At 72.0% G+C, this 26,930-nt stretch carries 24 protein-coding genes; 17 read left to right on the top strand and 7 right to left on the bottom strand.

Going from position 1 to position 26,930, the window contains the following annotated elements:
- The first annotated feature begins 3 nt into the window (after positions 1 to 3).
- The 9 genes from AC1D29_RS12885 to AC1D29_RS12845 all read left to right on the top strand — a co-directional run bounded on the left by AC1D29_RS12885 (position 4) and on the right by AC1D29_RS12845 (position 9,854).
- Complete coding sequence (locus AC1D29_RS12885) at positions 4 to 1,542, top strand: DUF1800 domain-containing protein (protein WP_477897863.1); 1,539 nt, start codon at positions 4 to 6, stop codon at positions 1,540 to 1,542.
- A gap of 3 nt (positions 1,543 to 1,545) precedes the next feature.
- The gene (locus AC1D29_RS12880; protein ID WP_477897861.1) at positions 1,546 to 2,787 is read left to right on the top strand and encodes a DUF1501 domain-containing protein; all 1,242 of its coding nucleotides are present in this window, start codon (positions 1,546 to 1,548) and stop codon (positions 2,785 to 2,787) included.
- A 118-nt stretch (positions 2,788 to 2,905) separates the two neighbouring features.
- A complete protein-coding gene (locus tag AC1D29_RS12875; RefSeq protein ID WP_477897859.1) occupies positions 2,906 to 3,268 on the top strand; it encodes a tautomerase family protein in 363 nt (120 codons plus the stop codon).
- 83 nt (positions 3,269 to 3,351) lie between these two features.
- On the top strand, positions 3,352 to 3,870 hold the full coding sequence (locus AC1D29_RS12870; protein WP_477897857.1) for a hypothetical protein: 519 nt from the start codon (positions 3,352 to 3,354) through the stop codon (positions 3,868 to 3,870).
- Between the two features lie 114 nt (positions 3,871 to 3,984).
- Complete coding sequence (locus AC1D29_RS12865; protein WP_477897855.1) at positions 3,985 to 5,262, top strand: efflux RND transporter periplasmic adaptor subunit; 1,278 nt, start codon at positions 3,985 to 3,987, stop codon at positions 5,260 to 5,262.
- Between the two features lie 14 nt (positions 5,263 to 5,276).
- Entirely contained in the window at positions 5,277 to 5,960 is a 684-nt protein-coding gene (locus AC1D29_RS12860) for an ABC transporter ATP-binding protein (RefSeq protein WP_477897853.1), read from the top strand.
- Complete coding sequence (locus AC1D29_RS12855) at positions 5,957 to 7,237, top strand: TolC family outer membrane protein (RefSeq protein WP_477897851.1); 1,281 nt, start codon at positions 5,957 to 5,959, stop codon at positions 7,235 to 7,237. Before AC1D29_RS12860 ends, AC1D29_RS12855 begins: the two co-directional genes overlap by 4 nt.
- Entirely contained in the window at positions 7,237 to 8,544 is a 1,308-nt protein-coding gene (locus AC1D29_RS12850; RefSeq protein WP_477897849.1) for an ABC transporter permease, read from the top strand. The genes AC1D29_RS12855 and AC1D29_RS12850 overlap by 1 nt, the downstream gene beginning before the upstream one ends.
- Positions 8,544 to 9,854 (top strand): ABC transporter permease, encoded by a 1,311-nt coding sequence (locus AC1D29_RS12845; RefSeq protein WP_477897847.1) that lies wholly within the window; start codon positions 8,544 to 8,546, stop codon positions 9,852 to 9,854. The genes AC1D29_RS12850 and AC1D29_RS12845 overlap by 1 nt, the downstream gene beginning before the upstream one ends.
- Positions 9,855 to 9,893: 39 nt before the next feature.
- On the opposite strand, the gene AC1D29_RS12840 is transcribed toward AC1D29_RS12845, so the two are convergent.
- The 3 genes from AC1D29_RS12840 to AC1D29_RS12830 all read right to left on the bottom strand — a co-directional run bounded on the left by AC1D29_RS12840 (position 9,894) and on the right by AC1D29_RS12830 (position 11,715).
- Positions 9,894 to 10,718, bottom strand: coding sequence for a DUF6279 family lipoprotein (locus AC1D29_RS12840; protein ID WP_477897845.1), 825 nt, complete (start codon positions 10,716 to 10,718; stop codon positions 9,894 to 9,896).
- 62 nt (positions 10,719 to 10,780) lie between these two features.
- A complete protein-coding gene (locus tag AC1D29_RS12835) occupies positions 10,781 to 11,245 on the bottom strand; it encodes a BON domain-containing protein (protein ID WP_477897843.1) in 465 nt (154 codons plus the stop codon).
- On the bottom strand, positions 11,242 to 11,715 hold the full coding sequence (locus AC1D29_RS12830) for a DUF6265 family protein (RefSeq protein ID WP_477897841.1): 474 nt from the start codon (positions 11,713 to 11,715) through the stop codon (positions 11,242 to 11,244). The genes AC1D29_RS12835 and AC1D29_RS12830 overlap by 4 nt, the downstream gene beginning before the upstream one ends.
- Positions 11,716 to 11,784: 69 nt before the next feature.
- On the opposite strand from AC1D29_RS12830, the gene AC1D29_RS12825 reads away from it, so the two are divergent.
- From AC1D29_RS12825 to glcF, 7 genes are read left to right on the top strand one after another with little or no spacing between them, the layout of a single operon-like run.
- Positions 11,785 to 12,270, top strand: coding sequence for a retropepsin-like aspartic protease family protein (locus AC1D29_RS12825; RefSeq protein WP_477897839.1), 486 nt, complete (start codon positions 11,785 to 11,787; stop codon positions 12,268 to 12,270).
- Complete coding sequence (locus AC1D29_RS12820; RefSeq protein ID WP_477897837.1) at positions 12,267 to 13,190, top strand: TraB/GumN family protein; 924 nt, start codon at positions 12,267 to 12,269, stop codon at positions 13,188 to 13,190. The genes AC1D29_RS12825 and AC1D29_RS12820 overlap by 4 nt, the downstream gene beginning before the upstream one ends.
- Before the next feature lie 44 nt (positions 13,191 to 13,234).
- Positions 13,235 to 13,984, top strand: coding sequence for a PhaM family polyhydroxyalkanoate granule multifunctional regulatory protein (locus AC1D29_RS12815; RefSeq protein ID WP_477897835.1), 750 nt, complete (start codon positions 13,235 to 13,237; stop codon positions 13,982 to 13,984).
- Complete coding sequence (locus AC1D29_RS12810; protein ID WP_477897833.1) at positions 13,981 to 15,459, top strand: FAD-linked oxidase C-terminal domain-containing protein; 1,479 nt, start codon at positions 13,981 to 13,983, stop codon at positions 15,457 to 15,459. The genes AC1D29_RS12815 and AC1D29_RS12810 overlap by 4 nt, the downstream gene beginning before the upstream one ends.
- The gene (gene glcE, locus AC1D29_RS12805) at positions 15,456 to 16,538 is read left to right on the top strand and encodes a glycolate oxidase subunit GlcE (RefSeq protein WP_477897831.1); all 1,083 of its coding nucleotides are present in this window, start codon (positions 15,456 to 15,458) and stop codon (positions 16,536 to 16,538) included. Before AC1D29_RS12810 ends, glcE begins: the two co-directional genes overlap by 4 nt.
- Positions 16,539 to 16,552: 14 nt before the next feature.
- A complete protein-coding gene (pgm, locus tag AC1D29_RS12800) occupies positions 16,553 to 18,205 on the top strand; it encodes a phosphoglucomutase (alpha-D-glucose-1,6-bisphosphate-dependent) (protein ID WP_477897829.1) in 1,653 nt (550 codons plus the stop codon).
- Complete coding sequence (glcF, locus tag AC1D29_RS12795; RefSeq protein WP_477897828.1) at positions 18,205 to 19,449, top strand: glycolate oxidase subunit GlcF; 1,245 nt, start codon at positions 18,205 to 18,207, stop codon at positions 19,447 to 19,449. The genes pgm and glcF overlap by 1 nt, the downstream gene beginning before the upstream one ends.
- Here the strand turns inward: glcF and AC1D29_RS12790 are convergent.
- Both AC1D29_RS12790 and metK read right to left on the bottom strand, forming a co-directional pair.
- Positions 19,446 to 20,987, bottom strand: a complete 1,542-nt coding sequence (locus AC1D29_RS12790; protein WP_477897826.1) for a methyl-accepting chemotaxis protein — start codon at positions 20,985 to 20,987, stop codon at positions 19,446 to 19,448. The two genes, glcF and AC1D29_RS12790, sit on opposite strands and share 4 nt — an antisense overlap.
- A 138-nt stretch (positions 20,988 to 21,125) precedes the next feature.
- Positions 21,126 to 22,307: a methionine adenosyltransferase gene (metK, locus tag AC1D29_RS12785; RefSeq protein WP_477897824.1), complete on the bottom strand. Its 1,182-nt coding sequence runs from the start codon at positions 22,305 to 22,307 to the stop codon at positions 21,126 to 21,128.
- A gap of 129 nt (positions 22,308 to 22,436) precedes the next feature.
- Here metK and AC1D29_RS12780 point away from each other — a divergent pair, with 129 nt between their 5' ends.
- Positions 22,437 to 23,300, top strand: a complete 864-nt coding sequence (locus tag AC1D29_RS12780; RefSeq protein ID WP_477897822.1) for a lysophospholipid acyltransferase family protein — start codon at positions 22,437 to 22,439, stop codon at positions 23,298 to 23,300.
- Here AC1D29_RS12780 and AC1D29_RS12775 read toward each other — a convergent pair.
- Together AC1D29_RS12775 and AC1D29_RS12770 are read right to left on the bottom strand one after the other, a co-directional pair.
- A complete protein-coding gene (locus tag AC1D29_RS12775) occupies positions 23,297 to 24,172 on the bottom strand; it encodes a PEP-CTERM sorting domain-containing protein (protein ID WP_477897820.1) in 876 nt (291 codons plus the stop codon). The two genes, AC1D29_RS12780 and AC1D29_RS12775, sit on opposite strands and share 4 nt — an antisense overlap.
- A 109-nt stretch (positions 24,173 to 24,281) precedes the next feature.
- Positions 24,282 to 26,879 carry an ATP-binding protein gene (locus tag AC1D29_RS12770; protein ID WP_477897818.1) on the bottom strand — a complete coding sequence of 866 codons (2,598 nt, stop codon included), beginning with the start codon at positions 26,877 to 26,879 and terminating at the stop codon, positions 24,282 to 24,284.
- Positions 26,880 to 26,930: the final 51 nt, after the last annotated feature.

Raw genomic sequence — 26,930 nt, 5'->3', positions numbered from 1 at the left:
CCGATGAAGAACCGCCGCTTCATGCTGAGCAGCGCCGCCGCGCTGGCGGCCGCGTCCATGCTGGCGCGCCGCGGCCAGGCGGCCGCGCCGGCCCAGCCCTCCCTGCCGCTGAACGCCGACGAGCGCGCGCTGCATGCCCTGAACCGCCTGGGCTACGGCCCGCGCCCGGCCGACGCCGCGGCCATCGCCGAGCAGGGCGCTGACAAATGGCTGGAGCGCTTCCTGAACGAGCAGCTGGCGCCGCGCCGCCTGCCCCAGCCCGAGGCGCTGACCGCGCGCCTGGCCGGCCTTGATGTGCTCAAGCTCGACCAGGCCGAACTGCTGGGCCGCTACCGCGAGGCCGTCAAGGCGGCCCGCGAGGCGCGGCGTGAGCAGGCCAAGGGCGAGACGCCCAGCGCCGACGCGCTGAACGCGGTGCGCGAGAAGGTGCGCCCCCTCGTCGGCCAGGCCGCCACCGCGCGGCTGGCGCGGGCGCTGCAAAGCCCGGCCCAGCTGGAAGAGGTGCTGACCGAGTTCTGGTTCAACCACTTCAACGTGTTTGCCGGCAAGGGCCCGGTGGGCGTGCTGGTGGCCGACTACGAGCAGCGGGCCATCCGGCCCTTCGTGCTGGGGCGCTTTCGCGACATGCTGGGCGCGACCGCCAAGCACCCGGCGATGCTGGTCTACCTGGACAACGCGCAGAGCGTAGCCCCCGGCTTCACGCCGCGCCGTGCGGCGCCCAACCCGCAGCGCGCCAGCGGCCTGAACGAAAACTACGCCCGCGAGCTGATGGAGCTGCACACGCTGGGCGTGGACGGCGGCTACACGCAGCACGACGTGACCGAGCTGGCGCGCATGCTGACCGGCTGGGGCGTCGACCAGCGCAAGGCCTTGGCTGGCGGCACGGGCGACCTGTTCGAGTTCGATGCGCGCCGCCACGACCGCGGCAGCAAGACCTGGCTGGGCCAGACGGTGAGCGGCGCCGGCCAGGCCGAGGGCGAGCGGGCGCTGGACGTGCTGGCCGCCCATCCGGCCACGGCCCGCCACCTGGCGCACAAGTTCGCCCAGGCCTTTGTCGCCGACGACCCGCCGGCCAGCCTCGTCGGCAGGCTGGCTGACAACTTCAAGGCCACGGGCGGCGACCTGCGGGAGCTGACGCGCACGTTGATCCGGTCCGACGAGTTCTGGCGTCGCGACGCCTACCAGGCCAAGTTCAAGACACCGTATCAATACCTGCTGTCCAGCCTGCGCGCGCTCGACCTGCCATTGGCCAACCCGCAAAACCTGCTGGGCGCGCTGGCCCAGGCCGGCCAGCCGCTGTACGGCGCGGCCACGCCCGACGGCTACAAGAACACGGCCGCCGCCTGGCGCAACCCCGAGGCGCTGACGCAGCGGGTGCAGCTGGCCACCACGTTAGGCCAGCGCAGCGGCGCCAGCGCCGAGCGGCTCAGCACCACGCTGGGGGCGTCGCTCAGCGAACCGACGCGGCGCACGCTGGCGGCCGAGCCGGCCGGGCAGCAGGTGGCTCTGTTGCTCGCCAGCCCCGATTTCATGAGGAGATAAGCCATGCTCCGTCGCCAACTCCTGCACTTCGGTGCCTTCACGCTGGGTGGCCTGCCCGTGTCGCTCGTGCAGGCCCAAGGTGGCACGCAGAAGAAGCTCGTCGTCGTCATGCTGCGCGGCGCGGTCGATGGCCTGTCCGTCGTCGCGCCTTATGGCGAGCGCGAGTACGCCGCCAACCGCCCGCAGATCGCGATTGCACCGCCCGGGGCGGACGACGGGCTCATCAAGCTGGACGCGATGTTCGGCCTGCACCCGTCCCTGGCACCGCTGAAACGCCACTGGGACGGCGGCCAACTCGCCTTCGTGCACGCGGCCGGCTCGCCGGACCCGACGCGCTCCCACTTCGATGCCCAGGACTACTTCGAATCCGGCACGCCGGGCCGCAAGTCCACACCCGACGGCTGGATGAACCGGCTGCTGACGGCGCTGCCCGGCGAGCCGGCGCCGACGCGCGCCATCTCCCAGGGCAGCACGCCGCCGCGCATCTTTGCCGGCAGCGCCAGCGTCGCCAGCCTGGGCCTGGGCCCCAACGCGATGCAGCGCCGCGCCATCGACGACCCGCAGTTGCAGGCTGGCCTGGCCAAGCTCTACGCCAACGATGCCCAGCTCCGCAGCACGCTGCGCGACACGACCGAAGGGCGCGGCGAGATGAGCCGCAGCATGGCCTCGGGCATGGGTGGCGAGGGCCGCGCGATGGACCCCAGCGCCGACGCAGGCGCGCCGTCCGCGCGCAGCTTCGCTGCCGACGCGCGCCGGCTGGGCACGCTGATACGCAAGGACCCCCACACACAGCTCGCCTTCACGGCGGTGGGCGGCTGGGACACCCACGTCAACCAGGGCGCCGCGCGGGGCCAGCTCGCCAACCGCCTGGCCAGCCTGGGCGAGGGCCTGGACGCGCTCAGCCTGGGCCTGGGCGATGCGTACAAGGACACCGTCATTGTCGTCGTCAGCGAGTTCGGCCGCACGCTGCGCCAGAACGGCAACGGCGGCACCGACCATGGCCGCGGCAATGTCATCTGGCTGATGGGCGGCGCCATCGCCGGCGGCCAGATGCTGGGCGACTGGCCGGGCCTGGACAAGAGCGCACTGGCCGACGGCCGCGACCTGGCCGTGGCCAACGACTTCCGCCAGGTGCTGAGTCCCCTGTTGCAGCGACACCTTGGCCTGACGGAAACCGCACTGGCAACAGTGTTTCCACAAGCCCCGCAAACTTGGCGTTATGCGGACAAGTTGTTGCGCACCTGAAGTCGGGTGCGCAGTCCCTGGGAGAACGACATGATGCGAACGGACATCCCGTGGTTCGGCCTGTGCCTGCTGGGCGCGGTGCTGGCCTACTTTTTCCTCGTCGCCACGGGCGCCTGAATTGCCCATCGTCGACATCTGCTGGGTCGGCGACCTGCCGCCCGGCACCGACGCGCTGGCGCCGCGCCTGGCGGACGCCATCGGCGACGCCCTTGAGCTGGCCCCGGGCCGGGTCTGGGTCAGGCTGCATGCGCTGCCGTCCGCCCATTACGCCGAGAACGGCGGCTTGCTGCCGGGCGCCTTGCCCATCTTCGTCACCCTGCTGCACGCCCGCCCACCGCTGGGGCAGGCGCTGCAGGCCGAGGTGAGCGCGCTGACCACCGCCGTGGCCAAGGCCAGCGGCCGGCCCGCCGACCGCGTGCACCTGGCCTACCCGCCTGCCGGCGCGGGCCGCATCGCCTTCGGCGGCCGCCTCGTCGAGTAGCCGCGGGCGCACCCCCAGTTCGAAGTCTTCCGCACCCGAGGGTTGCGGCGTTGAAGCGCCACCATCGGGTTCGAGGAGAAGACATGACATCCATCCCATTGACGCTGGCGACCCTGGCCGGGGTGTTGCTCGGGGCGGCCCAGGCCGCGCCGCTGCCGGCCTGCGAGCGTGCCGGCGTGACGTACTCGGCCCCACGCCTCGTGCCGCTGCACGGCCATGTGGCGGTGGCGCGGCTGGCCACGCGGCCGCAGCGCGAACTGGACGACAGTGACCCCGAGTACAAGCCGCAGTCGCCGCAGGGCACGGCGGCTTTCTTCCGGGCCGTGACGATTGACCCGACGAAGGACGGCCCGCGCGACAACGTCATCGAGGTCTTCACGACGCAGGGGCCGCGTCGCGCCTGGCGGCTGGACTTCAGGCAGCTGCAGGGCAATGTCGAGATCCAGTGGCTCAGCGAAGACCTGCTGTTCCTGCGTGCGTGGTGGGGGCGCATCGTGTCGACCGACCTGCTGTTCGAGGTCGGCACGGGGAGGTTCCTTTATGCGAAGGAGGCGAGCTACGCGGCGCTCACTGCGCCTTGCGACGAGGTACCCGCGAGATAGCTGCCGGCACGCCGCCCGGACTGTCCGGACACTGTCCGCGGACAGCGTCCGTCGCGCCAAGTGCTTGATTTACAACTCTTCACCCCCTGGCACACAGCTTGCAAAAGCCAGGGCATGAACACTCGCTTCCGCGAAACCTCCGAGCAGGATCGCCCGCTCGCTCCCAAGTCAAGGCGCTGGCCGTTGCTGCTGGCCGGTGGCGCAGTCGTCGTCGGCGTGCTGACCTTGTTCGGCGGCGGCCGCGTCAAGCAGATGCTGTCGGCCGACTCGGCCGTCAGCACCGCGCGGCTGTCGCTGGCCACCGTTGACGTCGGGCCGCTGACGCGCGACGTCGCCGGCGAGGGCCGCGTCGTCGCCGCGCAGAGCCCCACGCTGTACGCGCCCGGCGGCGGCACCGTGACGCTGACCGTGCAGGCCGGCGACCCGGTCAAGCGCGACCAGGTGCTGGCCCGCATCGACTCGCCCGAACTGGCCAACCGGCTGGCGCAGGAGCGCAGCAACGTCGACGCGCTGAAGGCCGACCTGGCGCGCGCCGAGGTCGACGCCCGGCAGCAGTCCGCCGCGCTGCAAAGCGCCTACGAGAACGCCCGCATCGACCAGCAGACCGCCGCCAACGACCTGACGCGCCAGGCCCAGGCTTTTGAGGCCGGCGCCACCGCGCGCATGCAGGTCGAGCGCGCGCAGGACGCGTTGGCCAAGGCCAAGCTGGCGCTGGACCAGGCGCAAGGCTTGCGCGGGCTGAAGACCGACAGCCTGGCGCTGGACGTGCAGGCCAAGCGCAGCGCGCTGTCGCGCCAGCAGTTGATGGTGGCCGACCTGGAGCGCCAGGTGGCCGAGCTGGCCGTGCGCTCGCCGGTGGATGGCCAGGTGGGCCAGCTCTTCATCGCCGAGCGCGCCAACGTGGCCCGCGACGCCAAGCTGCTGTCGGTCATCGACCTGTCGGCGCTGGAGGTGCAGATGCAGGTGGCCGAGAGCTTTGCGCGCGAGCTGCAGCCCGGCATGCCCGGCGAGATCACCGGCAACGGCCAGCGCTGGGCCGGCCTGGTCAGCTCGGTGTCGCCGGAGGTGGTCAACGGCGAGGTCAGCGCGCGGCTGCGCTTTGACGGCAAGCAGCCCGAGCAGCTGCGCCAGAACCAGCGCCTGTCGGTGCGCGTGCTGCTGGACCGCCGCGACAAGGTGCTGGGCGTGGCGCGCGGCAGCTTCGTCGACGAAAGCGGCGGCAGCTATGCCTACGTGGTGCGGGGCGGCGTGGCGGAGAAGGTCGCCGTCAAGCTGGGCGCGCGCTCGCTGGAGCGGGTCGAGGTCGTCTCGGGCCTGGTGGCCGGTGACCGCGTCGTCATCTCCGGGTCGGACAACTTCAAGGGCGCGGACCGCGTCTTGATCGCAGATTGAACAAAGGAAGAACGATGCTCCAGATGGAAAAACTGCAGAAGGTCTACCGCACCGAGATGGTCGAGACCTATGCATTGCGCGACTTCAACCTGACCGTCAACGAGGGCGAGTTCGTCGCCGTGACCGGGCCGTCGGGCTCGGGCAAGACGACCTTCCTGACCATCGCCGGCCTGCTGGAGGCCTTCAGCGGCGGCAGCTACAAGCTGGACGGCATCGACGTCAGCCGCATGGGCGACGGCGAGCGCTCGCGCATCCGCAACCAGAAGATCGGCTTCATCTTCCAGGCCTTCAACCTGATCCCCGACCTCAACGTGCTGGACAACATCGAGGTGCCGCTGCGCTACCGCGGCTTCGGCGGCGCCGAGCGCAAGCGGCGCGCGGCCGATGCGCTGGCCCGCGTGGGCCTGTCGGCGCGCGGCCGCCACTACCCGGCCGAGCTGTCGGGTGGCCAGCAGCAGCGCGTGGCCATCGCCCGCGCGCTGGCCGGCGAGCCGCGCCTGCTGCTGGCGGACGAGCCCACCGGCAACCTCGACAGCGCGATGGCGCGCAGCGTCATGGAGCTGCTGGAAGAGCTGCACCGCGATGGCGCCACCATCGTCATGGTCACGCACGACCCGCAGCTGGCCGCGCGTGCGCAGCGCAACGTGCATGTCATCGACGGCCAGGTCGTCGACCTGGCGGCGGAGCTGGTGGCTTGAACGCATTGAAGCCCCTGCTGCTCGCCGCGCTGTGCGTGGCGACGGCGGCCCACGCCGACGACCTGCTGCAGGTCTGGGCCCAGGCGCGCGCGGCCGACCCGCTGCTGCGCCAGGCTGCGGCCTACAGCGGCGCGCAGGATGCCAGTGCGCGCGAGGCCCGCGCGGCGCTGCTGCCGCAGTGGAGCCTGCAGAGCACCGAGCAGCGCGAGAACGGCGGCGGTGGTCGCCAGCGCACGACGACCAGCAGCATCAGCCAGCCGCTCATCGACCTCGCCGCGCTGCGCGAATGGGATGCCAGCCGCAGCCAGGCCTCGGCCCAGGCTGCCCGCCTGGCCGCCGCCGAGCAGGCGGCCCGCTCGCGCGTCGCCGAGGCGTACTTCGGCCTGCTGTCGGCCGAGGCGCAGCTGGCCACCGCGCGCGCCAACGAAGAGGCCTTCGCCCGCCAGGTCGGCGAGGCCGACACGCGCTTCAAGGCCGGGCTGTCGGCCCAGGTCGAGGCCGACCAGTCGCGCGCCTACCGCGAGCTGGCGCGCGGCAACACGATGGCCGCGGAGCTGAACCTGGCCGATGCCCGCGAGGCCTTGGCGCAGCTGACCGGCGTGCCCGTCACCGCGCTGCAGCCGCTGCGCCGTGCGCTGGCCGCCCAGGCCTTGCCCGACGACGCCGAGGCCTGGGCGCAGCGCGCGCTGCAGGCCAACCCCGAACTGCGCGCGCTGCAGTTGGACGTGCAGGCCAGCGAGCAGCGCATCTCGGCGGCGCGTGCCGGCCATCTGCCGACGCTGAGCCTGGGCGTGGACACCACGCAGCGCCGCGGCGACGCCGTGCCTGCGCTGGACGCCGGCCGCACGCCCACCCAGGTCGCGCTGCGGCTGACCGTGCCGCTGTTCGCCGGCGGTGCCACCGCTGCCGCGGCCGACCGCGCGGGCTTCCAGCGCGACGCCGCGCGCGAGCAGCTCGAAGCCGGCCGCCGCGCCGTGCTGCGCGAGGTGCGCGCCCAGCACCTGGCCGTGGGCCAGGGCGCCGTGCAGTTGCGCTCCACGCAGGTGGCCGTCGAGGCCGCCGAGCGCGCGCTGGAGGCCACGCGCACCGGCCTGACGCTGGGCACGCGCAGCACCACCGACCTGCTGCTCGCCATCCAGACCCTGGCCGGCGCGCAGAACGCGCAGACCCAGGCCCGCCACCGTCACGTGCTCGCGCTGCTGGCGCTGAACCAGGCCGCCGGCAGCCTCGGCGACGCCGAACTCGCCACCGTCAACGCTCTTCTGGAGAACCGCTGATGTTTCTTCACTACCTCGAACTGGCCTGGCGCAACACGCTGGCCTCCAAGGGCCTCAGCGCGCTGATGGTGCTGGCGCTGGCGCTGGGCATCGGCGCCTGCATGACGACGCTGACCGTCTATCACGTGCTGTCCGGCGACCCCATTCCCGCCAAGAGCGCGCGGCTGTTCAACGTGCAGCTGGACGCCTCCGACATGGTGGGCTGGAAGGCCGGCGAAGAGCCCAACTTCGACCTGACCCGCTACGACGCGACGGCCTTGCTGCGCGACAAGAAGGCGATGCGCCAGGTCATGTCCAGCGGCTTCAACACGGCCGTGGGCCTGCCCGATGCGCAGACCAAGCCCATCTTCTCGGGCGTGCGCATGACGTCGGCCGACTTCTTCGCGATGTTCGACGCGCCCTGGCAGCACGGCGGCGGCTGGAGCGCGGCCGACGACGAGGGCGAAGCGCGCGTCGCGGTCATCTCGGCGTCGCTGAACGAGAAGCTCTTCGGCGGCACCAACAGCGTGGGCAAGGAGGTCATCGTCCGCGGCCAGCCGCTGCGCATCGTCGGCGTGCTGAAGGCCTGGAAGGTGCAGCCGCACTTCTGGGACCTGACGCTGGGCAGCTATACCGAGACCGAGGACTTCTACCTGCCGTTCTCGACGGCCATGGTGCTCAAGATGGGGCACTGGGGCAACATGGATTGCTGGGGCCGCGGCGCCAACGGCGGCACTTCGATGGACCTGAACGCCAGCTGCTCGTGGATCCAGTACTGGGTCGAGTTCGCCCAGCCCGCGGATGCCGCGGCCTACCGCGACTACCTCGTCGCCTACTCCGATGCGCAGCGCAAGGCCGGCCGTTTCGAGCGCCCGACCAATGTTCGGCTGCGCAGCGTGATGGACTGGCTGGGTGCGCAGAAGGTGCTGCCCGCCGACGTGCGCCTGCAGACCTGGCTGGCCTTCGGCTTCCTGGCCGTCTGTGTCGTCAACATGGTGGGCTTGCTGCTCGCCAAGACGCTGCGCCGCAGCGGCGAAATCGGCGTGCGCCGCGCCCTGGGCGCCACCCGCGGCGACATCTTCCAGCAGTTCGTCGTCGAGGCCGGCCTGCTGGGCCTGGCCGGCGCGCTGCTGGGCCTGCTGTTCGCCCAGGGCGGCCTGTGGCTGGTGCGCCAGAGCCCCAACGACTACGCCCGCCTGGCGGAGCTTGACGCCAGCATGCTGGCCCTGACGCTGGGCCTGGCGCTGCTGGCCAGCCTGCTGGCCGGGCTGCTGCCGGCCTGGCGCGCAGCCCTCGTCACCCCCGCGGTCCAACTGAAGGTGCAGTGATGTCTGACATGCGAACACCCGGCCCCACGCTGTCCATCGTCCCGCCCAGCCGCGCAAGTTCTGCCCCGCTGGGGGCATTCGGGCGGGCGCTGAGCGATCTCGCGCCCATCCTGTCGACGCTGCGCCGACACCGCATCGCGGCCGGCCTCATTGTGCTGGAGGTGGCGCTGACCTGCACCATCGTCACCAACGCGCTGCACCTGATCCAGACCCGCGTCGAGGCGCTGAACACCGACAGCGGCCTGGTCGAGTCCGAGATGGCCGTGCTGAACCTGCGCGGCAGCAGGCCGCAGCTGCCCGAGCGCACCGCGGCCATCGTGGCTGAGGACCTGACGCGGCTGCGCGCGCTGCCCGGCATCAAGGCGGCCACGGTGGCCAACCAGATCGTCTACGGCAACAACAGCAACAACAGCGGCGTCTCGCTGGAGCCCGACAACAAGGGCTTGCGCATCGGTGCGGCGCAGTACGCGTCCGATGACCAGATGCTGCCCACCTTCGGGCTGAAGCTGCTGGAAGGCCGCAACTTCACGGCCGACGAGGTGCTCGACAACTTCCAGGTCTTCAGCGTCTCCGACCCCAAGATCGGCCAGCTCATCATCAACAAGGTGATGGCCGACAAGCTCTTCCCGGGGCGCTCGGCGGTGGGCCAGACGGTCTACATCTTCGGCCGCTCGCCGTCGACCATCATCGGCGTCGTCGACACGCTGACTCACACGCAGCTGCACCGCGCCCGCGGCGACGGCGGTGGCGCCGCGATGATCCTGCCGCTGCGCGGCGGTGGTTCCTACATCCTGCGCACCGAGCCGGGCCGGCTGGACGCGCAGATCAAGGCCGCGACCGCCGTCCTGGAGGAGGGCGACAAGGGTCGCGTCGTCACCCAGGGCCAGCGCCTGACCGAGATGCGCGCGGCCTTCTATGCGCAGGACCGCGCGATGGCCTGGCTGATGGGCGGCGTCTGCGTGTCGCTGCTGCTGGTCACGGCCATGGGCATCGTCGGCCTGGCCAGCTTCTGGGTGCAGCAGCGCACCCGCATGATCGGCACGCGCCGCGCGTTAGGCGCCACCGAGGGCCAGATCCTGCGCTACTTCCAGCTCGAGAACCTGTTGCTGACGACCACTGGCGTGCTCATCGGCCTGGTCGGCGCCTGGGGCCTGTCGCAGCTGCTGATGCAGAGCTATGAGTTGCCGCGCCTGCCCTGGTTCTACCTGCCGGCCGGCGCGCTGGCGCTGTGGGCACTGGGCCAGCTCGCGGTGTGGGTGCCGGCGCGCCGCGCCGCGCGCTTGTCCGCCGTGGCGGCGCTGCGGTCCTGAGTCGGCGAGGGCTTGGGCGCGGCCTGGACCGGCGGTGCTTCAGCCCTTTTGCAGGCTGGCCAGCTCGGCCGACCAGTCGGCCCAGTGCTTGCGCACCTGCTCGCGCTGTTCCGCGGTCTGGCCGTTCAGCAGCTTCAGCAGGCTGGCGATGATCTGTTCGCGGTAGGCCTGCTCGGCCGGCAGCGGCAGCAGGTTGCGCATCAGCAGCGCGGTGCCGCCGGCCAGGTCCTGGTGCGACCAGGCGCGCAGCGCCTCCACCGTGTGGGCCTGCCGCGTGGCGCGCCCCTGGGCCATGGCGGCCAGGTCGAAGCGCCAGGCGCGGGCGTCGGCCTGGGCCTGCTTGCGCGGCGCGCGGTCCAGGTCGCCCAGCCAGCGCTCCAGGTTGGTCGTGTAGCGCTTGGCGCGCTCGTCCGGGCCGCCGCTGCCGGACTGCTTCTCGCGCCATTCGGCGGTCTTCTCGTCCATCTTCTTTTGCAGGTGCTGCCATTGCTCGGGCCGCAGGCCGGCCAGCAGCGGCGCGGCCAGCGGCGCGGCATGCTGCAGGCAGCGCTCGGCGCTGGCCCGCGCGCCGCGCTCCAGCGCCAGCAGTTCGTCGGTCGTCACGCCGTCATCCAGCGCGGCGTGGGCCTGGCGCAGCAGCGCGATCCACTGCGGCAGCTCCTCGCGACGGTGCCAGGCCTGCCAGGCCTGCAGCTGCTCCTTCAGCCGGCCGCGCTGGCCGCTGTCCAGGTCCAGGTAGGTGTCGGCCCACAGGCCCGCCAGCAGCGGCAGTTGCTTGTAGGCCAGCGTCAGGCTGGAGCAGCCGATCAGGCCCAGCAGGGCGGTCAGCGCGAGGAGGGTGGCAATTCGCTTCAGCACAGGCATGGGCTCACCGTGACGGGACCGGCCGCATGGTGCCAGCGCCGTCATCCCTTTGGATTTGCGGGTCAATTCAGGCGCCGGTACGGCAGCGGGCCGTGACCGACCCGCACCAGGGCCACGGCTTGCTGCACGTCCGGCAAACCGCGTGCCAGGGCTTCCAGCGTGGCCACCTGCTCGGCGCGGGCGACGCAGCCTTCCAGGTAGACGACGCGGCCCTGCACGGTGAACCACAGGCTGCTGGGGTGCAGCGCCGCTGCGCCCGCCAGCGGCCCGCGCAGCGCCGCGGCGATGCCGGCGTCGTAGCGGAAGGCGTTGGGCTCGCTGCACTCGCCTTTGAGCCAGCAGGTCGTGCCGCGTTCGGCGCGCGCGTGGGCCTGCACGCGCATTTCGGCGGTGGTGATGCGCGGGCCGCGTGGCTCGGGGCAGTCGGCGATGTCGGCGGACACCGCCTCGAAGGGGTCGCCGAAGCGGTTCAGAGGCTGCTCGTCGGTGCCACCGGCCAGCAGCAGCGCGACCAGCGCCAGCTTCATCCCGGGCAGGCCGTGCGCTGCATCGGGAAGTCGATGCCGCGCGCCTTGCCGTTCATCTCGCCCTCGATGCGCGCCACCAGGCGGTCCGCCGCCGTGCGGCGGTAGCTGACGCGCTGCGGGAAGTCGTGCGCCGGGTTCTCGAACACCACCTCCGCCTCGCCGTCGCTGAGCAGCTTGAACGTCGTCGGCGGCCGGCCCTGCGGCTGGGCGATGTAGCTGAGCTTGCCTTCGGCGTCGGCGCGCATCTGCATGAACTCGAACTCGACGACGCGCCCGTTCTTGACGATGCGCGCCATGCCCAGCATCAGCCCGCCGGCCGGCGCCGACCACAGTTCGATCGAGCCGGCCTCGCGACCCTGCTGCGCCCAGCAGCCGGCCAGCCAGGCGACGGGCGCGAAGGGGTCGGGCTGAGTCTGGGCGTGGGCAAGAGGCACGCAAGCGGCGAAGAGGAGGGCGGGCAGCAGCTTCATGGATTCCGATTCTGAGCCGCGCGGTTATCGTTGGTTCCCGCGCTAACCCTTGTCCGCCACCCGTTCCCCATGTCCCAGAAGGATCTGCCCCACGCCGCCAAGCTGCTGACGATCTGGCTGCTGATCGGCCTTGTCATCTTCCTCGGCTTCAAGGCCTGGGAGCATGAGCGCGAGGCCAGCCGCTTCAAGCTGGCCGGCCAGACCGTCGTGCTGACGCGCGCCGACGACGGCCATTTCCACTGGCCGGGCCGGGTCGGCAACGTCGAGGTGGACTTCCTCGTCGACACCGGCGCCACGTCCACCGCGCTGCCGCAAAGCCTGGCCGAGCGCGCCGGCCTGACGCCGCTGGGCGCCCTGCGCACGCAGACGGCCGGCGGCGCCGCCAACGGTTTCGCGGCGCGGGCCGACATCGCGCTGGAAGGCGGCGTGCGCGCCGACAAGCTGATGGTGGCGGTGCTGCCCAACCTGGCCGCGCCGCTGCTGGGCATGGACGTGCTGGGCCGGCTTCACTTCAGTCAGAAACCTGGCGAACTCCGCATCGAACCCCAGCCATGATCCGTGTCCTGTTGTTGTCCGCGCTGCTCGTCGGCAGCGCCCACGCTGCCTGCCCGCCCACGCCCGCGGCGGCGACCATCGAGCAGGCCACCGCCTGGGCTGCCAAGGCGCCCGACCGCGGCGTGCTGTGGCGCATCAGCCGCGGCGGCCACAGCAGCTACCTGTTCGGCAGCCTGCACATCGGCAAGGCTGACTGGGCCTACCCCGGGCCGGCGCTGCGCAAGGCCTGGGAGGAGACCGAGGTGCTGGCCGTGGAGCTGGACCCGGCCGACGTTGGCGCGGTGCTGGCCAAGGCCGGCCCACCCCAGCCGCTGGCGCCGGCCCTGGCCCGGCGCATCGAGACCCAGGCGCGTGCCGCCTGCCTGCCGCCGGCGGTGCTGCCGTCGCTGCCGGCCATGCTGCAGCTCAGCACGCTGACGCTGCTGGAGGCGCGCCGCGACGGCTTCGACGCCGGCTTCGGCCAGGACCTGATGCTGATGGCGCGCGCCAAGGCCGAGGGGCGGCCGGTGCAGTCGCTGGAAAGTGTGGAGGAGCAGCTCGCTGCGCTGGAGCCGACCGCGGCCGAGTTGCCCCAGGTGGTGGACGGCACGCTGCGCCAGCTGCAGCGCGGCCAGATGCGCGCGCCGCTGCGCCGGCTGGCCGACGCCTGGTCGCGCGGCGACCTGAAGACGCTGGCGGACTACGCGCGCTGGTGCGGCTGCGCCGACAGCCCGGCCGAGCGCGCCTGGTTCAAGCGCCTGAACGACGACCGCAACGTGCAGCTGGCTGCCCGCATCGATGCGCTGCACGGCGCGGGCCAGCGGCTGCTGGTGGCGGTGGGGGCGCTGCACATGAGCGGGCCCGAGGCGCTGCCCCGGCTGCTGGCGGCGCGCGGCTTCGAGGTGCAGGCCCTCATTCCGAGCAAGGTGGCCAGCAAGTAGGATGGCTCACGCCCCTCCACACTGGCAGCGGCGAGGAGACAGACATGACCGACAACAGCTTCACCAAGTTCGTGCCCGGTTTCGAGTTCCTGCAAGGCCTCGTGAAGAACGCCGGCTCGGCACTGCCGGGCATCGGCCAATGGGTGGCCCCCACGCTGAACCCCGAGGAACTGAGCAAACGCATCGAGGAGCTGCGCACGGTGCAGTTCTGGCTGGAGCAGAACGCGCGCATGTTGGGCGCCACCATCCAGGCGCTGGAGGTGCAGCGCATGACGCTGTCGACGCTGCAGACCATGAACGTGCCGCTGAACCAGCTGCGCGACAGCCTCAAGCTGCCGGAGGCGCCCGCCTGGCCCGCCATCCCGCCCGAGATCATGGCTGCCGCGGCGCCCGTGGCCCAGGCTGCGGCCAAGACGGCGGTGAAGACCGCCGCCAAGACGGTGAAGACCGCAGGCGACGCCGCCAAGGCCGTGGCCGCCAACCCGGCCGCCGCCGTGGACCCGACGCAGTGGTGGACGGCGCTGAGCCAGCAGTTCACGCAGCTGGCCACGTCGGCCATGAAGGACACCGCGACCGACGCGGCCAAGAACCTGGCCGGCACCCTCGTCAAGCAGAGCTTCGACGCCGCCAGCGAGACGCTCAAGCGCGCGGCCAGCGTGCCGGGCGCCGTGGTCGGCGGCGTCGCCAAGGGCTTCGCGGGCGGCGCAGCGCCCAAGGCCTCAGCCAAGCCGGCGGCCAAGGTGGCAGTCAAGACGGCGAAGCCGCGCACCACGCCGGCCCGCCGCAAGACTTGAACGCGCCGACCGACCTCGCCACCCGCCGCGCCGCGCTGGTTGCGGCGCTGGCCCCGCTGCTGCCGCCGCATGCGCTGCTGCACCAGGCCGAGCAGACGACGCCGTATGAGTGCGACGGCCTGACCGCCTACCGCCAGCGCCCGCTGGCCGTGGCCCTGCCCGAGACCGAGGCCCAGGTCGCCGCCGTGCTGAAGGCCTGCCACGCGCTGGGCGTGCCCGTCGTCGCGCGCGGTGCCGGCACGGGGCTGTCCGGCGGCGCGATGCCGCACGAGGTGGGCCTGACGCTGGCGCTGGCCAAGTTCAACAAGATCCTGCAGCTGGACCCGCTGGCGCGCACGGCCCGCGTGCAGTGTGGCGTGCGCAACCTCGCCATCAGCGAGGCCGCGGCACCGCTGGGCCTGTACTACGCGCCCGACCCCAGCAGCCAGATCGCCTGCACGATAGGCGGCAACATCGCCGAGAACAGCGGCGGCGTGCACTGCCTGAAATACGGCCTGACGTTGCACAACGTGCTGCGCGTGCGCGGCTTCACCGTCGAGGGCGAGGCAGTCGAATTCGGCAGTGACGCGCTGGATGCGCCGGGGCTGGACCTGCTGGCCCTGGTGGTGGGCAGCGAAGGCATGCTGGCCGTCGTCACCGAGGTCACCGTCAAGCTGGTGCCCAAGCCCAAGCTGGCGCGCTGCCTGATGGCCAGCTTCGACGACGTGCGCAAGGCCGGCGACGCGGTCGCGGCCATCATCGCGGCCGGCATCATCCCGGCGGGCCTGGAAATGATGGACAAGCCCATGACGGCCGCCGTCGAGGACTTCGTGCATGCCGGCTACGACTTGAGCGCCGAAGCCATCCTGCTGTGCGAGAGCGACGGCACGCCGGAGGAGGTGGCCGAGGAGATCGCCAAGATGGAGGCGGTGCTCGTGGCCAGCGGCGCGACGCGCTGCCAGGTCAGCGAGGACGAGGCCCAGCGGCTGAAGTTCTGGAGCGGCCGCAAGAACGCCTTCCCCGCGTCCGGCCGCATCAGCCCCGACTACATGTGCATGGACTCGACCATCCCGCGCAAGCACCTGGCCACCATCCTGCTGGACATCCAGCAGATGGAGAAGAAGTACGGCCTGCGCTGCGCCAACGTCTTCCACGCTGGCGACGGCAACCTGCACCCGCTGATTCTGTTCGACGCCAACGACCCCGACCAACTGCATCGCTGCGAGCAGTTCGGCGCGGAGATCCTGGAGCGCAGCGTGGCGCTGGGCGGCACGGTGACCGGCGAGCACGGCGTGGGCGTCGAGAAGCTGAACTCGATGTGCGTGCAGTTCAGCGCCGAGGAGCTGGAGCAGATGCTGGCGCTCAAGCGCGCCTTCGACCCTGCCGGCACGCTGAACCCCGGCAAGCAGATCCCTTCGCTGAGCCGCTGTGCCGAGTACGGCCGCATGCACGTGAAGCGCGGGCTGCTGGCCTTTCCCGAACTGGAGCGGTTTTGAGCTTCGCGGACCTCCAGCAACGCCTGCGCGATGCGCGCGCGCCGCTGCGCATCACGGGCCACGGCAGCAAGGATTTCTACGGCGAGGCGCCGGCCGGCGAGACGCTGTCGACGCTGGCGCTGAGCGGCATCACGGCCTACGAACCCAGCGAGCTGTTCATCAGCGCGCTGGCCGGTACGCCGCTGGCCGACGTCGAGGCGGCGTTGGCTCAGAACCGCCAGCGCCTGGCCTTCGAACCCCCGCGTTTCCAGGGCGGGCCGGGTGGCCGCGGCACGGTGGGCGGCATGGTCGCGGCCGGGCTGTCGGGCCCCAGCCGTGCGGCGCTGGGCTCCGTGCGCGACCACCTGCTCGGCGCCGTCATCATCAACGGCAACGGCGAGCTGCTGAACTTCGGCGGCACGGTCATGAAGAACGTCGCCGGCTTCGACGTCAGCCGCGTGCTGGCCGGCTCCATGGGCCAGTTGGGCTTGATCACCGAGGTCACGCTCAAGGTGTTGCCACTGCCGGCCGCCACGGCGACGCTGCGCTTCGAGTTCGGGCAGAGCGCCGCGTTGATGGCGCTGAACCGCTGGGGCGGCGAGCCGCTGCCCGTCGAGGCCAGCGCCTGGTGGGAAGGCGCGCTGGTGCTGCGGCTGGCCGGCGCGAATGCCGCCGTCGACGCGGCCGCGCGCAAGCTGGGCGGCGACGTCATCCCGGCCGACCTGGCCGCATCCTTCTGGACCGGCCTGCGCGACCAGGACGACGAGTTCTTCATCGGCGCCCAGCGCGCGGTGGCCGGTGGCGCGCGGCTGTGGCGGCTGTCGCTGCCCAGCACGACGCCCGAGCTGAAGCTGCACGGCGAGCAGCCGATCGAATGGGGTGGCGCCCAGCGCTGGGTCGTCACGCCGCTGCCGCCCACCGCCGTGCGCGAGGCCGCGGTGGCGGTCGGCGGGCATGCGACGCTGTTCCGCGCGCTGGACAAGAGCCCCGGCGTGTTCACGCCGCTGAGCGCGCCGCTGGCGGCCATCCACCGGCGGCTCAAGGCCAGCTTTGACCCGCACGGCGTCTTCAATCCCGGCCGGCTGTATCCCGGCCTCTGACACTGGGCCTCCTCATGACGTCCCGACTCCACCCGCTGGCCGGCCAACCGGCGCCGGCCGACACGCTCATCGATGTGGAGGCGCTGTGCGAGGCCTACTTCTCGCGCCAGCCCGACCCCGCCAGCCCCGAGCAGCAGGTGTCTTTCGGCACGTCCGGCCATCGCGGCTCGGCGCTGGACGGGTCGTTCAACGAGTGGCATGTGCTTGCCATCACGCAGGCGATCTGCGACCACCGCCGGCAGCAAGGCATCGCCGGCCCGCTGTTCCTCGGCGCCGACACGCATGCGCTGTCGGCCCCGGCGACGATCAGTGCGCTGGAGGTGCTGGCGGCCAACGGCGTCGACGTGATGCTGTCACCCTCGGGCCAGTTCACGCCCACGCCGGCGGTGTCGCTGGCCATCCTCGAATACAACCAGGGCTGCGAGGGCAGCGCGCGCGCGGACGGCATCGTCGTCACGCCCTCGCACAACCCGCCGCGCGATGGCGGCTTCAAGTACAACCCGCCGCATGGCGGCCCGGCGGACAGCGACGTCACCGGCGGCATCCAGGCGGACGCGAACGGCTACCTGGCGCGGGCGCTGGACGGCGTGCTGCGCATGGACGGCGATCGAGCGCTGAAGGCCGGCACCACCCACGAGCACGACTACCTGGCCGAGTACGTCGCCGCGCTGGAACACGTCATCGACTTCGACGTCATCCGCGCCTGCGGCATCCGCCTGGGCGTGGACCCGCTGGGCGGCGCGGGCGTGGCCTACTGGCCGGCCATCGCCGAGCGCTACCGCCTGCCGCTGACGGTGGTCAGCGACACGGTCGACCCGCGCTTCCCCTTCATGACGCTGGACTGGGACGGCAAGATCCGCATGGACCCGTCCTCGCCCTGGGCGATGCGGCGCCTGACGCAGCTGCGCGACAAGTTCGACATCGCCTTCGCCTGCGACACCGACCACGACCGCCACGGCATCGTCACGCCCAGCGGCGGGCTGATGCAGCCCAACCATTACCTCAGCGTCGCGACCGACTACCTGTTCCGCCACCGCCCCGGCTGGCGCGCGGGCGCGGGCATCGGCAAGACGGTGGTGACTACCGCGCTGATCGAACGCATCGCGCGCAGCCTGGGTGCGCGGCTGTTCGACGCGCCGGTCGGCTTCAAGTGGTTCTCGCCTGGGCTGCTGGACGGCAGCCTGGGGCTGGGCTGTGAGGAGAGTGCGGGCGCGTCCTTCCTGAGGCGCGACGGCCGCGTCTGGACCACCGACAAGGACGGCATCGCCGCCGCGCTGCTGTCCGCCGAGATCACCGCGCGCACCGGCCGCGACACCAGCGTCTACTACCAGGGCCTCACCGCCGCGCTGGGCACGCCGTTCGCCGACCGCGTGGACGGCGCCGCCACGCGCGCGCAGAAGCAGCGCCTGGCCAGGCTGACCGCGGCCGACGTGCACGCCACGGTGCTGGCCGGCGAACCCATCCAGGCGGTGCTGGGCACGGCGCCGGCCAACGGCGCGGCCATCGGCGGCATCAAGGTGTGCACGGCCAATGGCTGGTTCGCGGCGCGGCCCTCGGGCACGGAGGACATCTACAAGGTCTACGCCGAGAGCTTTCGCGACGAGGCGCACCTGCGCGTGCTGCTGCAGGAAGCGCAGGACATCGTCAACCAGGCCCTCGCCCCCTGATGCAAACCACGCTCGCTCCCGAATTTGCCGGCACGCCCGACGGCACCGAGGCCGAGGCCATCCTGCGCCGCTGCGTGCACTGCGGCTTCTGCACGGCGACCTGCCCGACCTACCAGTTGCTGGGCGACGAGCTGGACGGCCCGCGCGGCCGCATCTACCTGATCAAGCAGGTGCTGGAGGGGGTGGCGCCCACGCGCGAGACTCAGCTGCACCTGGACCGCTGCCTGACCTGCCGCAACTGCGAGACGACCTGCCCGTCGGGCGTGGAGTACGGCCGACTGGTCGACATCGGCCGGCGTGCCGTCGACGCCAAGGTGGAGCGCCCCGCCGGCGAGCGCCGCGTGCGCTGGCTGCTGAAGGAGGGGCTGACGTCGCCGCTGTTCAAGCCGGCCATGAAGCTGGGCCAGGTCTTCAGGCCGCTGGTGCCGGCCGCGTTGAAGGACAAGGTGCCGGCCAAGCCGCCCGCCACGGCGCATGACTGGCCCACGCGCCAGCTCAACCGCAAGGTGCTGCTGCTGCTGGGTTGCGTGCAGCCGGCCATGGCGCCCAACATCAACAGCGCGACGGCGCGGGTGCTGGACGCCGCCGGCATCCAGACGCTGGTGGCCGACGGCGCCGGCTGCTGCGGCGCGATCCGCGAGCATCTGGGCGACCACGACGGCGCGCTGGACAACATGCGCCGCAACATCGACGCCTGGTGGCCGCTGGTCTCGGGCCGCGGCGAGCGCGTCGAGGCACTGGTGATGAACGCGTCGGGCTGCGGCGTGACGGTCAAGGACTACGCCCATGCGCTGAGCGCCGACCCGGCCTATGCCGACAAGGCCCGACGCATCAGCGAGCTGACCAAGGACTTGAGCGAGCTGCTGCCCGAGCTGGTGCCGGCGCTGAAGTCCCGGCTCAAGGCCAAACCCGGCGCGCTGGCCTACCACCCGCCCTGCACGCTGCAGCATGGCCAGCAGCTCAAGGGCGTGGAAGCCGCGCTGGGCGAGCTGGGCTTTCGCATCGCCTGCGCGCCGACCGACAGCCACCTGTGCTGCGGCTCGGCGGGCACCTACTCGGTGCTGCAGCCCGAGTTGTCCAAGCAGCTGCGCGACCGCAAGCTCGCCGCGCTGGCGCCGTTGCAGGCGGAGCAGATCGTGTCGGCCAACATCGGCTGCATCCAGCACCTGCAAAGCGGCACCGCCCAGCCGGTGCGGCACTGGGTGGAAGTGCTGGACGACGCCTTGCGTGGGGTCGGGGCCTAGGTCCTGAACGTCGAAACGAGCTTGACCAGCTCGTCGGCCTGATGCTTCAGGCTCTCGGCGGCGGCGGCGCTTTCCTCGACGAGGGCCGCGTTCTGCTGCGTTGCCTGGTCCATCTGCGTGATGGCCTGGCCCACCTGGCTGACGCCGGTGCTCTGCTCGCGGCTGGCGGCGCTGATCTCGCGCACGATCTGCGCCACGCGGTCGATGGACGTCACCACCTGGCCCATGGTCTCGCCCGCCTTGTTCACCAGCACGGCGCCTTGCTCCACACGCTCGACGCTGTCGCCGATCAGGCCCTTGATCTCCTTGGCCGCATCGGCGCTGCGTTGGGCCAGCATGCGCACCTCGCTGGCGACGACCGCGAAACCGCGGCCCTGCTCGCCGGCCCGCGCGGCCTCGACGGCCGCGTTCAGCGCGAGGATGTTGGTCTGGAAGGCGATGGCGTCGATGGTGCCGATGATGTCGCCGATCTTGCGCGAGCTGTCCTCGATGCCGCGCATGCGCTGCACCGCCTCGCCCACGACCTCGCCGCCCTGGCGCGCCACCGCGCTGGCGTCATGCGCGAGCTGGTCGGCCTGGCCGGCGTTGTCGGCATTGAGCTTCACGGTGGCGGACAACTGCTCCATGGACGCGGCCGTCTGCTGGATGGCGCTGGCCTGCTGCTCGGTGCGGGATGACAGGTCGTTGCTGCCGTGCGAGATCTCGGTGCTGGCCGTCGCCACGCCGCTGGCGTTCTCGCGCACCGAGCCGACCAGGTGGCGCAGCGCCTGCTGCATCTGCCCCAGCGCCTGGGTCAGCTGGGCGGTCTCGTCGCTGCCGACGCTGCGGATGTCGCGCGACAGGTCACCGCGGCCGACCTCCTCGGCCTCCTGGATGGCCTCGCGCAGCGGGCCCACGACGGAACGCGTGATCAGCCAGGCGGCCGCGATGCCCACGCTGAGGCAGGCAATGGCGATGACCAGCATGATCATCTGCGTGTGGCGCGCCTCCTCCATGACCTGCTGGGTCTCGATGCGCACGCGCTCGCCCTGGAAGTCGGCCATGCGACTGATGGCCGCGACATAGGCTTCGGAGGCCGGTCGCATCTTGCCCTCCAGCGTCTGCAATGCCGTGTCGGCCTCGCCGGCCTTCAGCTGGGCGAAGACCTGGTTGCGGATGTCGACATAGGCCTTGCGGGCGTCGCCAATTTCCGCGAGCAAGGCCTTGCCGCGCTCGGTGTCCACCACCTTGCCCAGGCTCTCCTGCAGTTCGGTGATCTTGGCGCTCGTCGTCTTGATGATCGGCGCGAAGAACTCCGCCACGGGGCCGGCACCGCCGGCCCGCGCCACCGCGTCGGTGCGCGTGACGTTGAGCTGGGTCTGCGTGCGCCAGTCCTGCGCCAGGTCCTGCCGGCGCTGCAGCTCCACAAGCAGGTCGATGTGGGGGCCGACCGCGCCGATCTGCCGGTAGCTCAGGCCCAGGGCCACCGCCAGCAGCAACAGCACCAGGCCGAAGCCCAGGCCCAGCCGGGTCCCGATTCGCAAGGACTGCATCTTCATCACCGCCTCCAGGGTTGATGGAGCGGCGGGCGTCTGGTGCGCACCCTACCGGTGCGTTGACTCTACCTGCGGCCGCATGGCGCGGCACAAAGAAAAACACCGCCTGAAAAGGCGGTGTTTGTTCGGAGCGACGAGGGCTTACAGACCGGCCGCTGCCCGCAGCGCCTGAGCCTTGTCAGTTCGTTCCCAGGTGAACTCCGGCTCTTCACGGCCGAAGTGGCCATACGCCGCCGTCTTCGAATAGATGGGCCGCAGCAGGTCCAGCATTTGGATGATGCCCTTGGGGCGCAGGTCGAAGTGCTCGTTGACCAGCTTGGCGATCTGGTCGTCGGGGATGACGCCCGTGCCTTCGGTGTAGACCGTCACGTTCATCGGCCGGGCCACGCCGATGGCGTAGGCGACCTGGATCTGGCACTGACGAGCGAGACCCGCGGCGACGATGTTCTTGGCCACGTAGCGCGCGGCATAGGCGGCCGAGCGGTCGACCTTGGACGGGTCCTTGCCCGAGAACGCGCCACCACCGTGCGGGCAGGCGCCGCCATAGGTGTCGACGATGATCTTGCGGCCGGTCAGGCCGCAGTCGCCCTGCGGGCCGCCGATGACGAAGCGGCCGGTCGGGTTGATCAGGTACTTGGTGTCGGCGCTGATCCACTCCTTGGGCAGCACGGGCTTGATCAGCTCCTCGCGGATGGCCTCGTAGAACTCGTCCGTCATGCGGTCGCCCAGCGAATACTCAGGCGCGTGCTGGGTGGACAGCACGACGGTGTCGATGCTGTGCGGCTTGCCGTCCACATAGCGCATCGTCACCTGGCTCTTGGCGTCGGGGCGCAGGAAGGGCAGGCGGCCGTCCTTGCGCAGCTGGGCCTGGCGCTCCACCAGGCGGTGCGCGTAGTAGATGGGCGCGGGCATCAGCTCGGGCGTCTCGTCGCAGGCGTAGCCGAACATCAGGCCCTGGTCACCGGCGCCGGTGTTCAGGTGGTCGTCGGACGCGTGGTCCACGCCCTGGGCGATGTCGTTGCTCTGCTTGTCGTAGGCGACCAGGACCGCGCAGCCCTTGTAGTCGATGCCGTAGTCGGTGTTGTCGTAGCCGATGCGCTTGATGGTGTCGCGCGCGACCTGGATGTAGTCGACGTGGGCGTTGGTCGTGATCTCGCCGGCCAGCACGACAAGGCCGGTGTTGCACAGCGTCTCGGCGGCCACGCGGCTGCGCGGGTCCTGCTCGAAGATCGCGTCGAGGATGGCGTCCGAGATCTGGTCGGCCACCTTGTCGGGGTGCCCTTCCGAGACGGATTCAGACGTGAAGAGGAAATCGTTGGCCACTTTTAAACTCCGGTTGCTTTTTTGGCGGCGTCGCCGTTGCTCCTGGAGGTGCGGCGAACGCTTTAGCGGGATTTGTGAATCGCCCCGCAAGTAGTTCCATAACTCGGCGATGCGCCCAGTATAGAAAACATGGCTTGGGTCTTCCGTTGCTTGTCCCGTCTGCCCCTGGCGCTTTTGCACGCTTTGGGTGCTGCGCTGGGCTGGATCGTCTATGCGGCGTCCGCCACCTACCGCAGGCGCTTCAAGGCGAACGTGGCGCAGGCCGGCGTGGCCTGGCCCGCCGCGCGGCCGGCCATCGCCGCGGCCGGGCGCATGGCGGCCGAGCTGCCCTGGCTGTGGGTGGGCCAGCGCGGCAAGCCACTGGGCGCGGCGCTGCAATGGGACGGTGGCGAGCTGATCGCCGCCGCGCTTGGACAGAAGCGCGGCCTGGTCATGCTGACGCCGCACATGGGGTGCTTCGAGATCTGCGCGCAGGCGATTGCCGAGCGTTTCACGACGCCCGAGGCGCCCATCACCGTGCTTTACCGCCCGGCGCGCCAGGCCAGCCTGCGCGACGTGATGGCCGGTTCGCGCGAGCGGCCGGGCCTGGCGACGGCGCCAGCGTCGCTGGCCGGCGTGCGGCAGATGATCCGCGCGCTGCGCAAGGGCGAGGTCATCGGCCTGCTGCCCGACCAGGTGCCGCCCGACGGCCTGGGCGTCTGGGCGCCGTTCTTCGGCCGCCCGGCCTACACGATGACGCTGGCGGCCCGCCTGGTGCAGCAGACCGGCGCGGCGCTGCTGCTGATCTGGGGCGAGCGCCTGCCGGACGGGCGCGGCTTCGTCGTGCACGTGCTGCCGGCACCGGCCATTCCGGCCGAGGCCAGCAACGAAGCCGCGGCCGCCATCGTCAACGCGGCCATGGAAAGCCTCATCCGCCGCGCCCCCGGGCAATACCTGTGGGGCTACCACCGCTACAAGCAGCCGCGCGGCCTGGACATCGGCGCGGCGCCCTAGCCGGGCCGACGCCGCAAGGCGAACAACGCGATCAGGCCCAGCGGCAGCAGCAACGCCGCGGCCGGCTCGGGTACCGCGGTCGTCAACAGCGCCGGATCGCCACCCGTGATGGCGGTCAAGCGCATCGTGTGCAAGGCATCGGCCTCCACGTCGGTCGTGTCGTAGGTCATCTGCACGCCGGCGCTGAGCCGGCTGATCAGCACGAAGCTCGCGCCGGGGTCCACCGTCACGCTGACCGAGAAATCGCCAGCGAAGGGCTGCGGGTCGTAGAGGAGGCCCACGCCGGTGTGGTCGCTGTAGCCGAAGTCGATCAGCCCGCCCTCGAAGTACGGGTCCTGGCCGGTGTACAGCGCCGCCGACCCGAACGCGCTGGCCCGTGCGCTGCTGAGCATGCCGTCGACATGGAAGTCGAAGTGGTAGGTTGCCGTGGCGGCGCCGAGGTAGTGGTAGGTCTGCTGGGTGCGCGCATTGGCGGTGGCCGCGTACAAGTCGATGCCGATGGTCAGCTGCGCCGGGTCCGCCAGGTTGATGACGGGCTCGTTGTCGGCCTTCGCGTAGGCGCCCAGCACCGGCTTGGCCAGCGCGCCTTCGAAGGCGGCGCTGGCGTGGTACTCCACGCCGCCGCCCAGGCTGTAGCCCGCCGTGTTGGCATCAGCGACGGGCTGGCCGACGTAGTCCACCTGGGCGGCCGCCGGGCCGCTCTGGCTTTGCACGGGCGTGCCGGTGAGGCCCATCAGAAAGTGCGGGCAGGTGCTGCAGCCAATCTGGAAGTCGCCCCGCGCGGTGCCGCTGGCGGTGGCGACGCCGGCCTGGCCCCAGGCGGCGGCGCTGGTCAGCAGCGCGAGGGCGGTGAACAGTGCATGGATCTTCATGAGGGGTCTCCCTGACAAGGCGATGCCCGGGCCAACCGGCCCGGCATGCCAAGGCTAGCGGGCGCCACGCGGCGCTGCTGCCGCGGCGCTACCCGGATTTGCGCGCGCACTACTCAGATTTCGCGCGCCGGATCGCGTCCTGGCGCGTCTTCACGCCCAGCTTGAGGAAGAGGGCGGCGACATGGTTCTCCACCGTGCGCTCCGAGCGACGCAGCGTGGCCGCGATGGCGCGGGTGCTGTGGCCTTGTGCCAGCAGCTCCAGCACCTCACGTTCGCGCGCGGTCAGGCCCAGCGGGTCCTGCTTGGCGTGCCCGTAGCGGCCGCGCCCCACGCCGCGCACGCCGACGCGGCGCAGGCGCCGGCGTGCGCATTGCGCGGCCAGCTCGGCGCCCAGGCCCTGCAGCAGCTGCAGCCCCTGGGCGACGGCGTCGGCATCGCCCCACAGCAGCGCCAGCGCCTGCTGGTAGGGGCAGCCCACCGCCGCCCAGGCCTGGCTGGCGGCGCGGTGCTGGCCGGCCGCCTCCAGCGCGCAGGCCGGCGGCGCGTCGGCGGCGAGTGCCTGCGGCTGGCCCAGGCGGGTGAGCCACACCTGGATCTGCGCCCGCCGCCACGGTCCCAGCCGGGTAGACGCGCCGGCCAGCGCCGCCTCGGCCAGCGCGCGTGCGCCGCGCTGTACCGACAGTGTCGCGATCTCCACCTGCTGCACCTTCACCGACATGAACCAAGGCCGCAGCGCCAGCCGCCGCTCGCCATTGGCCAGCGCCTGCCAGTAGGCCAGCGCGCCCGGCTCAGCCCGGCGGGCCGCCTGCAGGGCCAGCAGATGGCTCACCTGCTCGCGCTGCAAGTCGTTCAGGTCGCTGCGGGCCTGCAGCTGGCGCAGCCTCGCCTCGCCGGCCGGCCAGTCGCCGCGGGCGATATCGCCACAGGCCTGGCGCACGCGCAGCGGCACGGCGAAGAGGTCCAGGTCGCGCGCCTCGCAGAACGCCAGCCCGGCCGTGCACAGGCGGTCCAGCTCGTCGTAGCGCGACGCGACCAGCGCGGCCGAGGCGAGGTTGGTCCAGGCGCGCGCGGCCAGCTCCTCCTGGCTGGTGGTCAGGGCCTCTTGCAGCGCCGCGTGCAGTTCGGCCGTGCCCAGGCCTTCGTCCGGCCCACCCAGCCGGGCGGAGGCGAAGGTGATGCGCGCGCCAAGCTCGCCCGCGTGGTCGCCCAGCCGGCCGAACAAGGCCAGCGCCTGGGCGGCGCCGCTCAGTGCCGCCCCGGTGTCGTCGTCCAGCAGGTGCAGCTGCGCGCGGCTGGCCAGCGCGTGGGCCAGGGCCGGGCTGTCGGCGGCGTGCTCGCTCAGCAGCGCCAGCGCGGCTTCGGCGTGCGCCAGCCCGGCACCGGCGCGACCGCGCGTCCATTCGATGCGCGCAAGCAGGCCCAGGTGCTCGGCCTGCGCCAGCGGCCGCCCGCCGGCCCGGCTCAGCGCCAGCGCGGCGGCTCGCGCGGCCTGCTCGATCTGGCCTGTCAGCAGGCATTCGAAAGCCTGCGCGCGGGCCAGCGGTTCGACCTGCGCGGGCGGCAACTGCGCCGCGCGTTGCAAGGCCAGGCCCAGCAGCGCGGCGGCCTGGCGGTGGGCGCCGGTGGCGGCAGCCAGTTCGGCGGCGCGTGGCGCCAGCCGGGCCACGGCATGGTCCAGGCCGGCTTGCTCGGCGTGGTGCACCAGCCGCGCGGGTGCCGCGCCGCGCTCGCTCAGCGCATCGAAGACCGCGGCATGCAGCGCCGCGGCGCGCGGCCCCAGCGCGTCCAGCACGGTCAGCCGGGTCAGCTCGTGCGCGAAGCGCAGGCAGTCGGCGCTGGCTTGCAGCAAGTCGCTGGTGACCACCTCGGCCAGGGCCTGCGGCTCCAGCCCGCAGACATGGGCCAGCACGGCGGTTTCCAGCGGTGACGGTGACACGCTGGCCACGTTGAGCAGCTCCCTCGCCGACGGCGACAGCCGCGCCACGCGGGCCAGCAAGGCGTCGCGCACCGAACCGGGCAGGCCCGCGGCGAGCGGCGCGGCGAGCAGCTCGGTGACGAAGAAGGGGTTGCCGCCGCAGGCCTCGAACAGGCCCGCGGCCGGGCGGCCGGCACGTGCCGCCAGCGTGGCCACGGCGGCACGGCTCAGCGGCGCCAGGCTGAGGGTGCGTGCGCCTTGCCCGGCCAGGCCGGCCAGCGCCGCGCGCAGCGGGTGGGCCGGGCCCAGCTCACCACCGCGCCAGGTCAGGCACAGCAGTACCCGGGTGCCGGCGATGCGCCGGGCCAGGAAGCGCAGCAGGTCCAGCGTGGCGCCGTCGGCCCAGTGCAAGTCCTCGAACACCCAGACCCGCGCACGCCGTGTCTGGCGCGCCACTTCGAGCAGCGCCGCGAACAGCACCGCGGCCGGCGCGCCACGTCGCACCAGCGCCGAGATCTCGTCCGGCAGGCGGGGCAGCATGTCCAGCAGCGGCCCCAGCGGCAGCGGCGTGATCAGCGGCTCGCAGGCGCCCCAGGCCCAGTCGGCGCCGCCGCTGCCGGCGCTCGCGCGTTCCGCCACGCGCAGCAGCCGGGTCTTGCCCATGCCGGCATCGCCTTCCAGCAGTACGCAGCGGCCCTGGCCCTGCGTCGGGTCGGCCAGCGCGGCCAGGTCGGCGCGCAAGCCGGCGAGCGCGGCCTCGCGTTCCAGGAGCGGCGGTTCGGGTGACGGCATGGGGCGGGTCCAGGCTCGCGCCGATTCTGCGAGCGCGTGGCGGCGCGAGCC

This window comes from Roseateles sp. P1_C6, assembly GCF_056406315.1.
Note: the sequence above shows the minus strand (reverse complement) of the source record. Positions and strands in the feature narration are given on the sequence as shown.

Bases quoted from the DNA above. Each gene is read 5' to 3' on its own strand.
- AC1D29_RS12885 (WP_477897863.1), top strand. From the start codon at position 4: ATGAAGAACCGCCGCTTCATGCTGAGCAGCGCCGCCGCGCTGGCGGCC.
- AC1D29_RS12880 (WP_477897861.1), top strand. From the start codon at position 1,546: ATGCTCCGTCGCCAACTCCTGCACTTCGGTGCCTTCACGCTGGGTGGC.
- AC1D29_RS12870 (WP_477897857.1), top strand. From the start codon at position 3,352: ATGACATCCATCCCATTGACGCTGGCGACCCTGGCCGGGGTGTTGCTC.
- AC1D29_RS12865 (WP_477897855.1), top strand. From the start codon at position 3,985: ATGAACACTCGCTTCCGCGAAACCTCCGAGCAGGATCGCCCGCTCGCT.
- AC1D29_RS12860 (WP_477897853.1), top strand. From the start codon at position 5,277: ATGCTCCAGATGGAAAAACTGCAGAAGGTCTACCGCACCGAGATGGTC.
- AC1D29_RS12850 (WP_477897849.1), top strand. From the start codon at position 7,237: ATGTTTCTTCACTACCTCGAACTGGCCTGGCGCAACACGCTGGCCTCC.
- AC1D29_RS12845 (WP_477897847.1), top strand. From the start codon at position 8,544: ATGTCTGACATGCGAACACCCGGCCCCACGCTGTCCATCGTCCCGCCC.
- AC1D29_RS12840 (WP_477897845.1), bottom strand. From the start codon at position 10,718: ATGCCTGTGCTGAAGCGAATTGCCACCCTCCTCGCGCTGACCGCCCTG.
- AC1D29_RS12835 (WP_477897843.1), bottom strand. From the start codon at position 11,245: ATGAAGCTGGCGCTGGTCGCGCTGCTGCTGGCCGGTGGCACCGACGAG.
- AC1D29_RS12830 (WP_477897841.1), bottom strand. From the start codon at position 11,715: ATGAAGCTGCTGCCCGCCCTCCTCTTCGCCGCTTGCGTGCCTCTTGCC.
- AC1D29_RS12825 (WP_477897839.1), top strand. From the start codon at position 11,785: ATGTCCCAGAAGGATCTGCCCCACGCCGCCAAGCTGCTGACGATCTGG.
- AC1D29_RS12820 (WP_477897837.1), top strand. From the start codon at position 12,267: ATGATCCGTGTCCTGTTGTTGTCCGCGCTGCTCGTCGGCAGCGCCCAC.
- AC1D29_RS12815 (WP_477897835.1), top strand. From the start codon at position 13,235: ATGACCGACAACAGCTTCACCAAGTTCGTGCCCGGTTTCGAGTTCCTG.
- pgm (WP_477897829.1), top strand. From the start codon at position 16,553: ATGACGTCCCGACTCCACCCGCTGGCCGGCCAACCGGCGCCGGCCGAC.
- glcF (WP_477897828.1), top strand. From the start codon at position 18,205: ATGCAAACCACGCTCGCTCCCGAATTTGCCGGCACGCCCGACGGCACC.
- AC1D29_RS12790 (WP_477897826.1), bottom strand. From the start codon at position 20,987: ATGAAGATGCAGTCCTTGCGAATCGGGACCCGGCTGGGCCTGGGCTTC.
- AC1D29_RS12780 (WP_477897822.1), top strand. From the start codon at position 22,437: ATGGCTTGGGTCTTCCGTTGCTTGTCCCGTCTGCCCCTGGCGCTTTTG.
- AC1D29_RS12775 (WP_477897820.1), bottom strand. From the start codon at position 24,172: ATGAAGATCCATGCACTGTTCACCGCCCTCGCGCTGCTGACCAGCGCC.
- AC1D29_RS12770 (WP_477897818.1), bottom strand. From the start codon at position 26,879: ATGCCGTCACCCGAACCGCCGCTCCTGGAACGCGAGGCCGCGCTCGCC.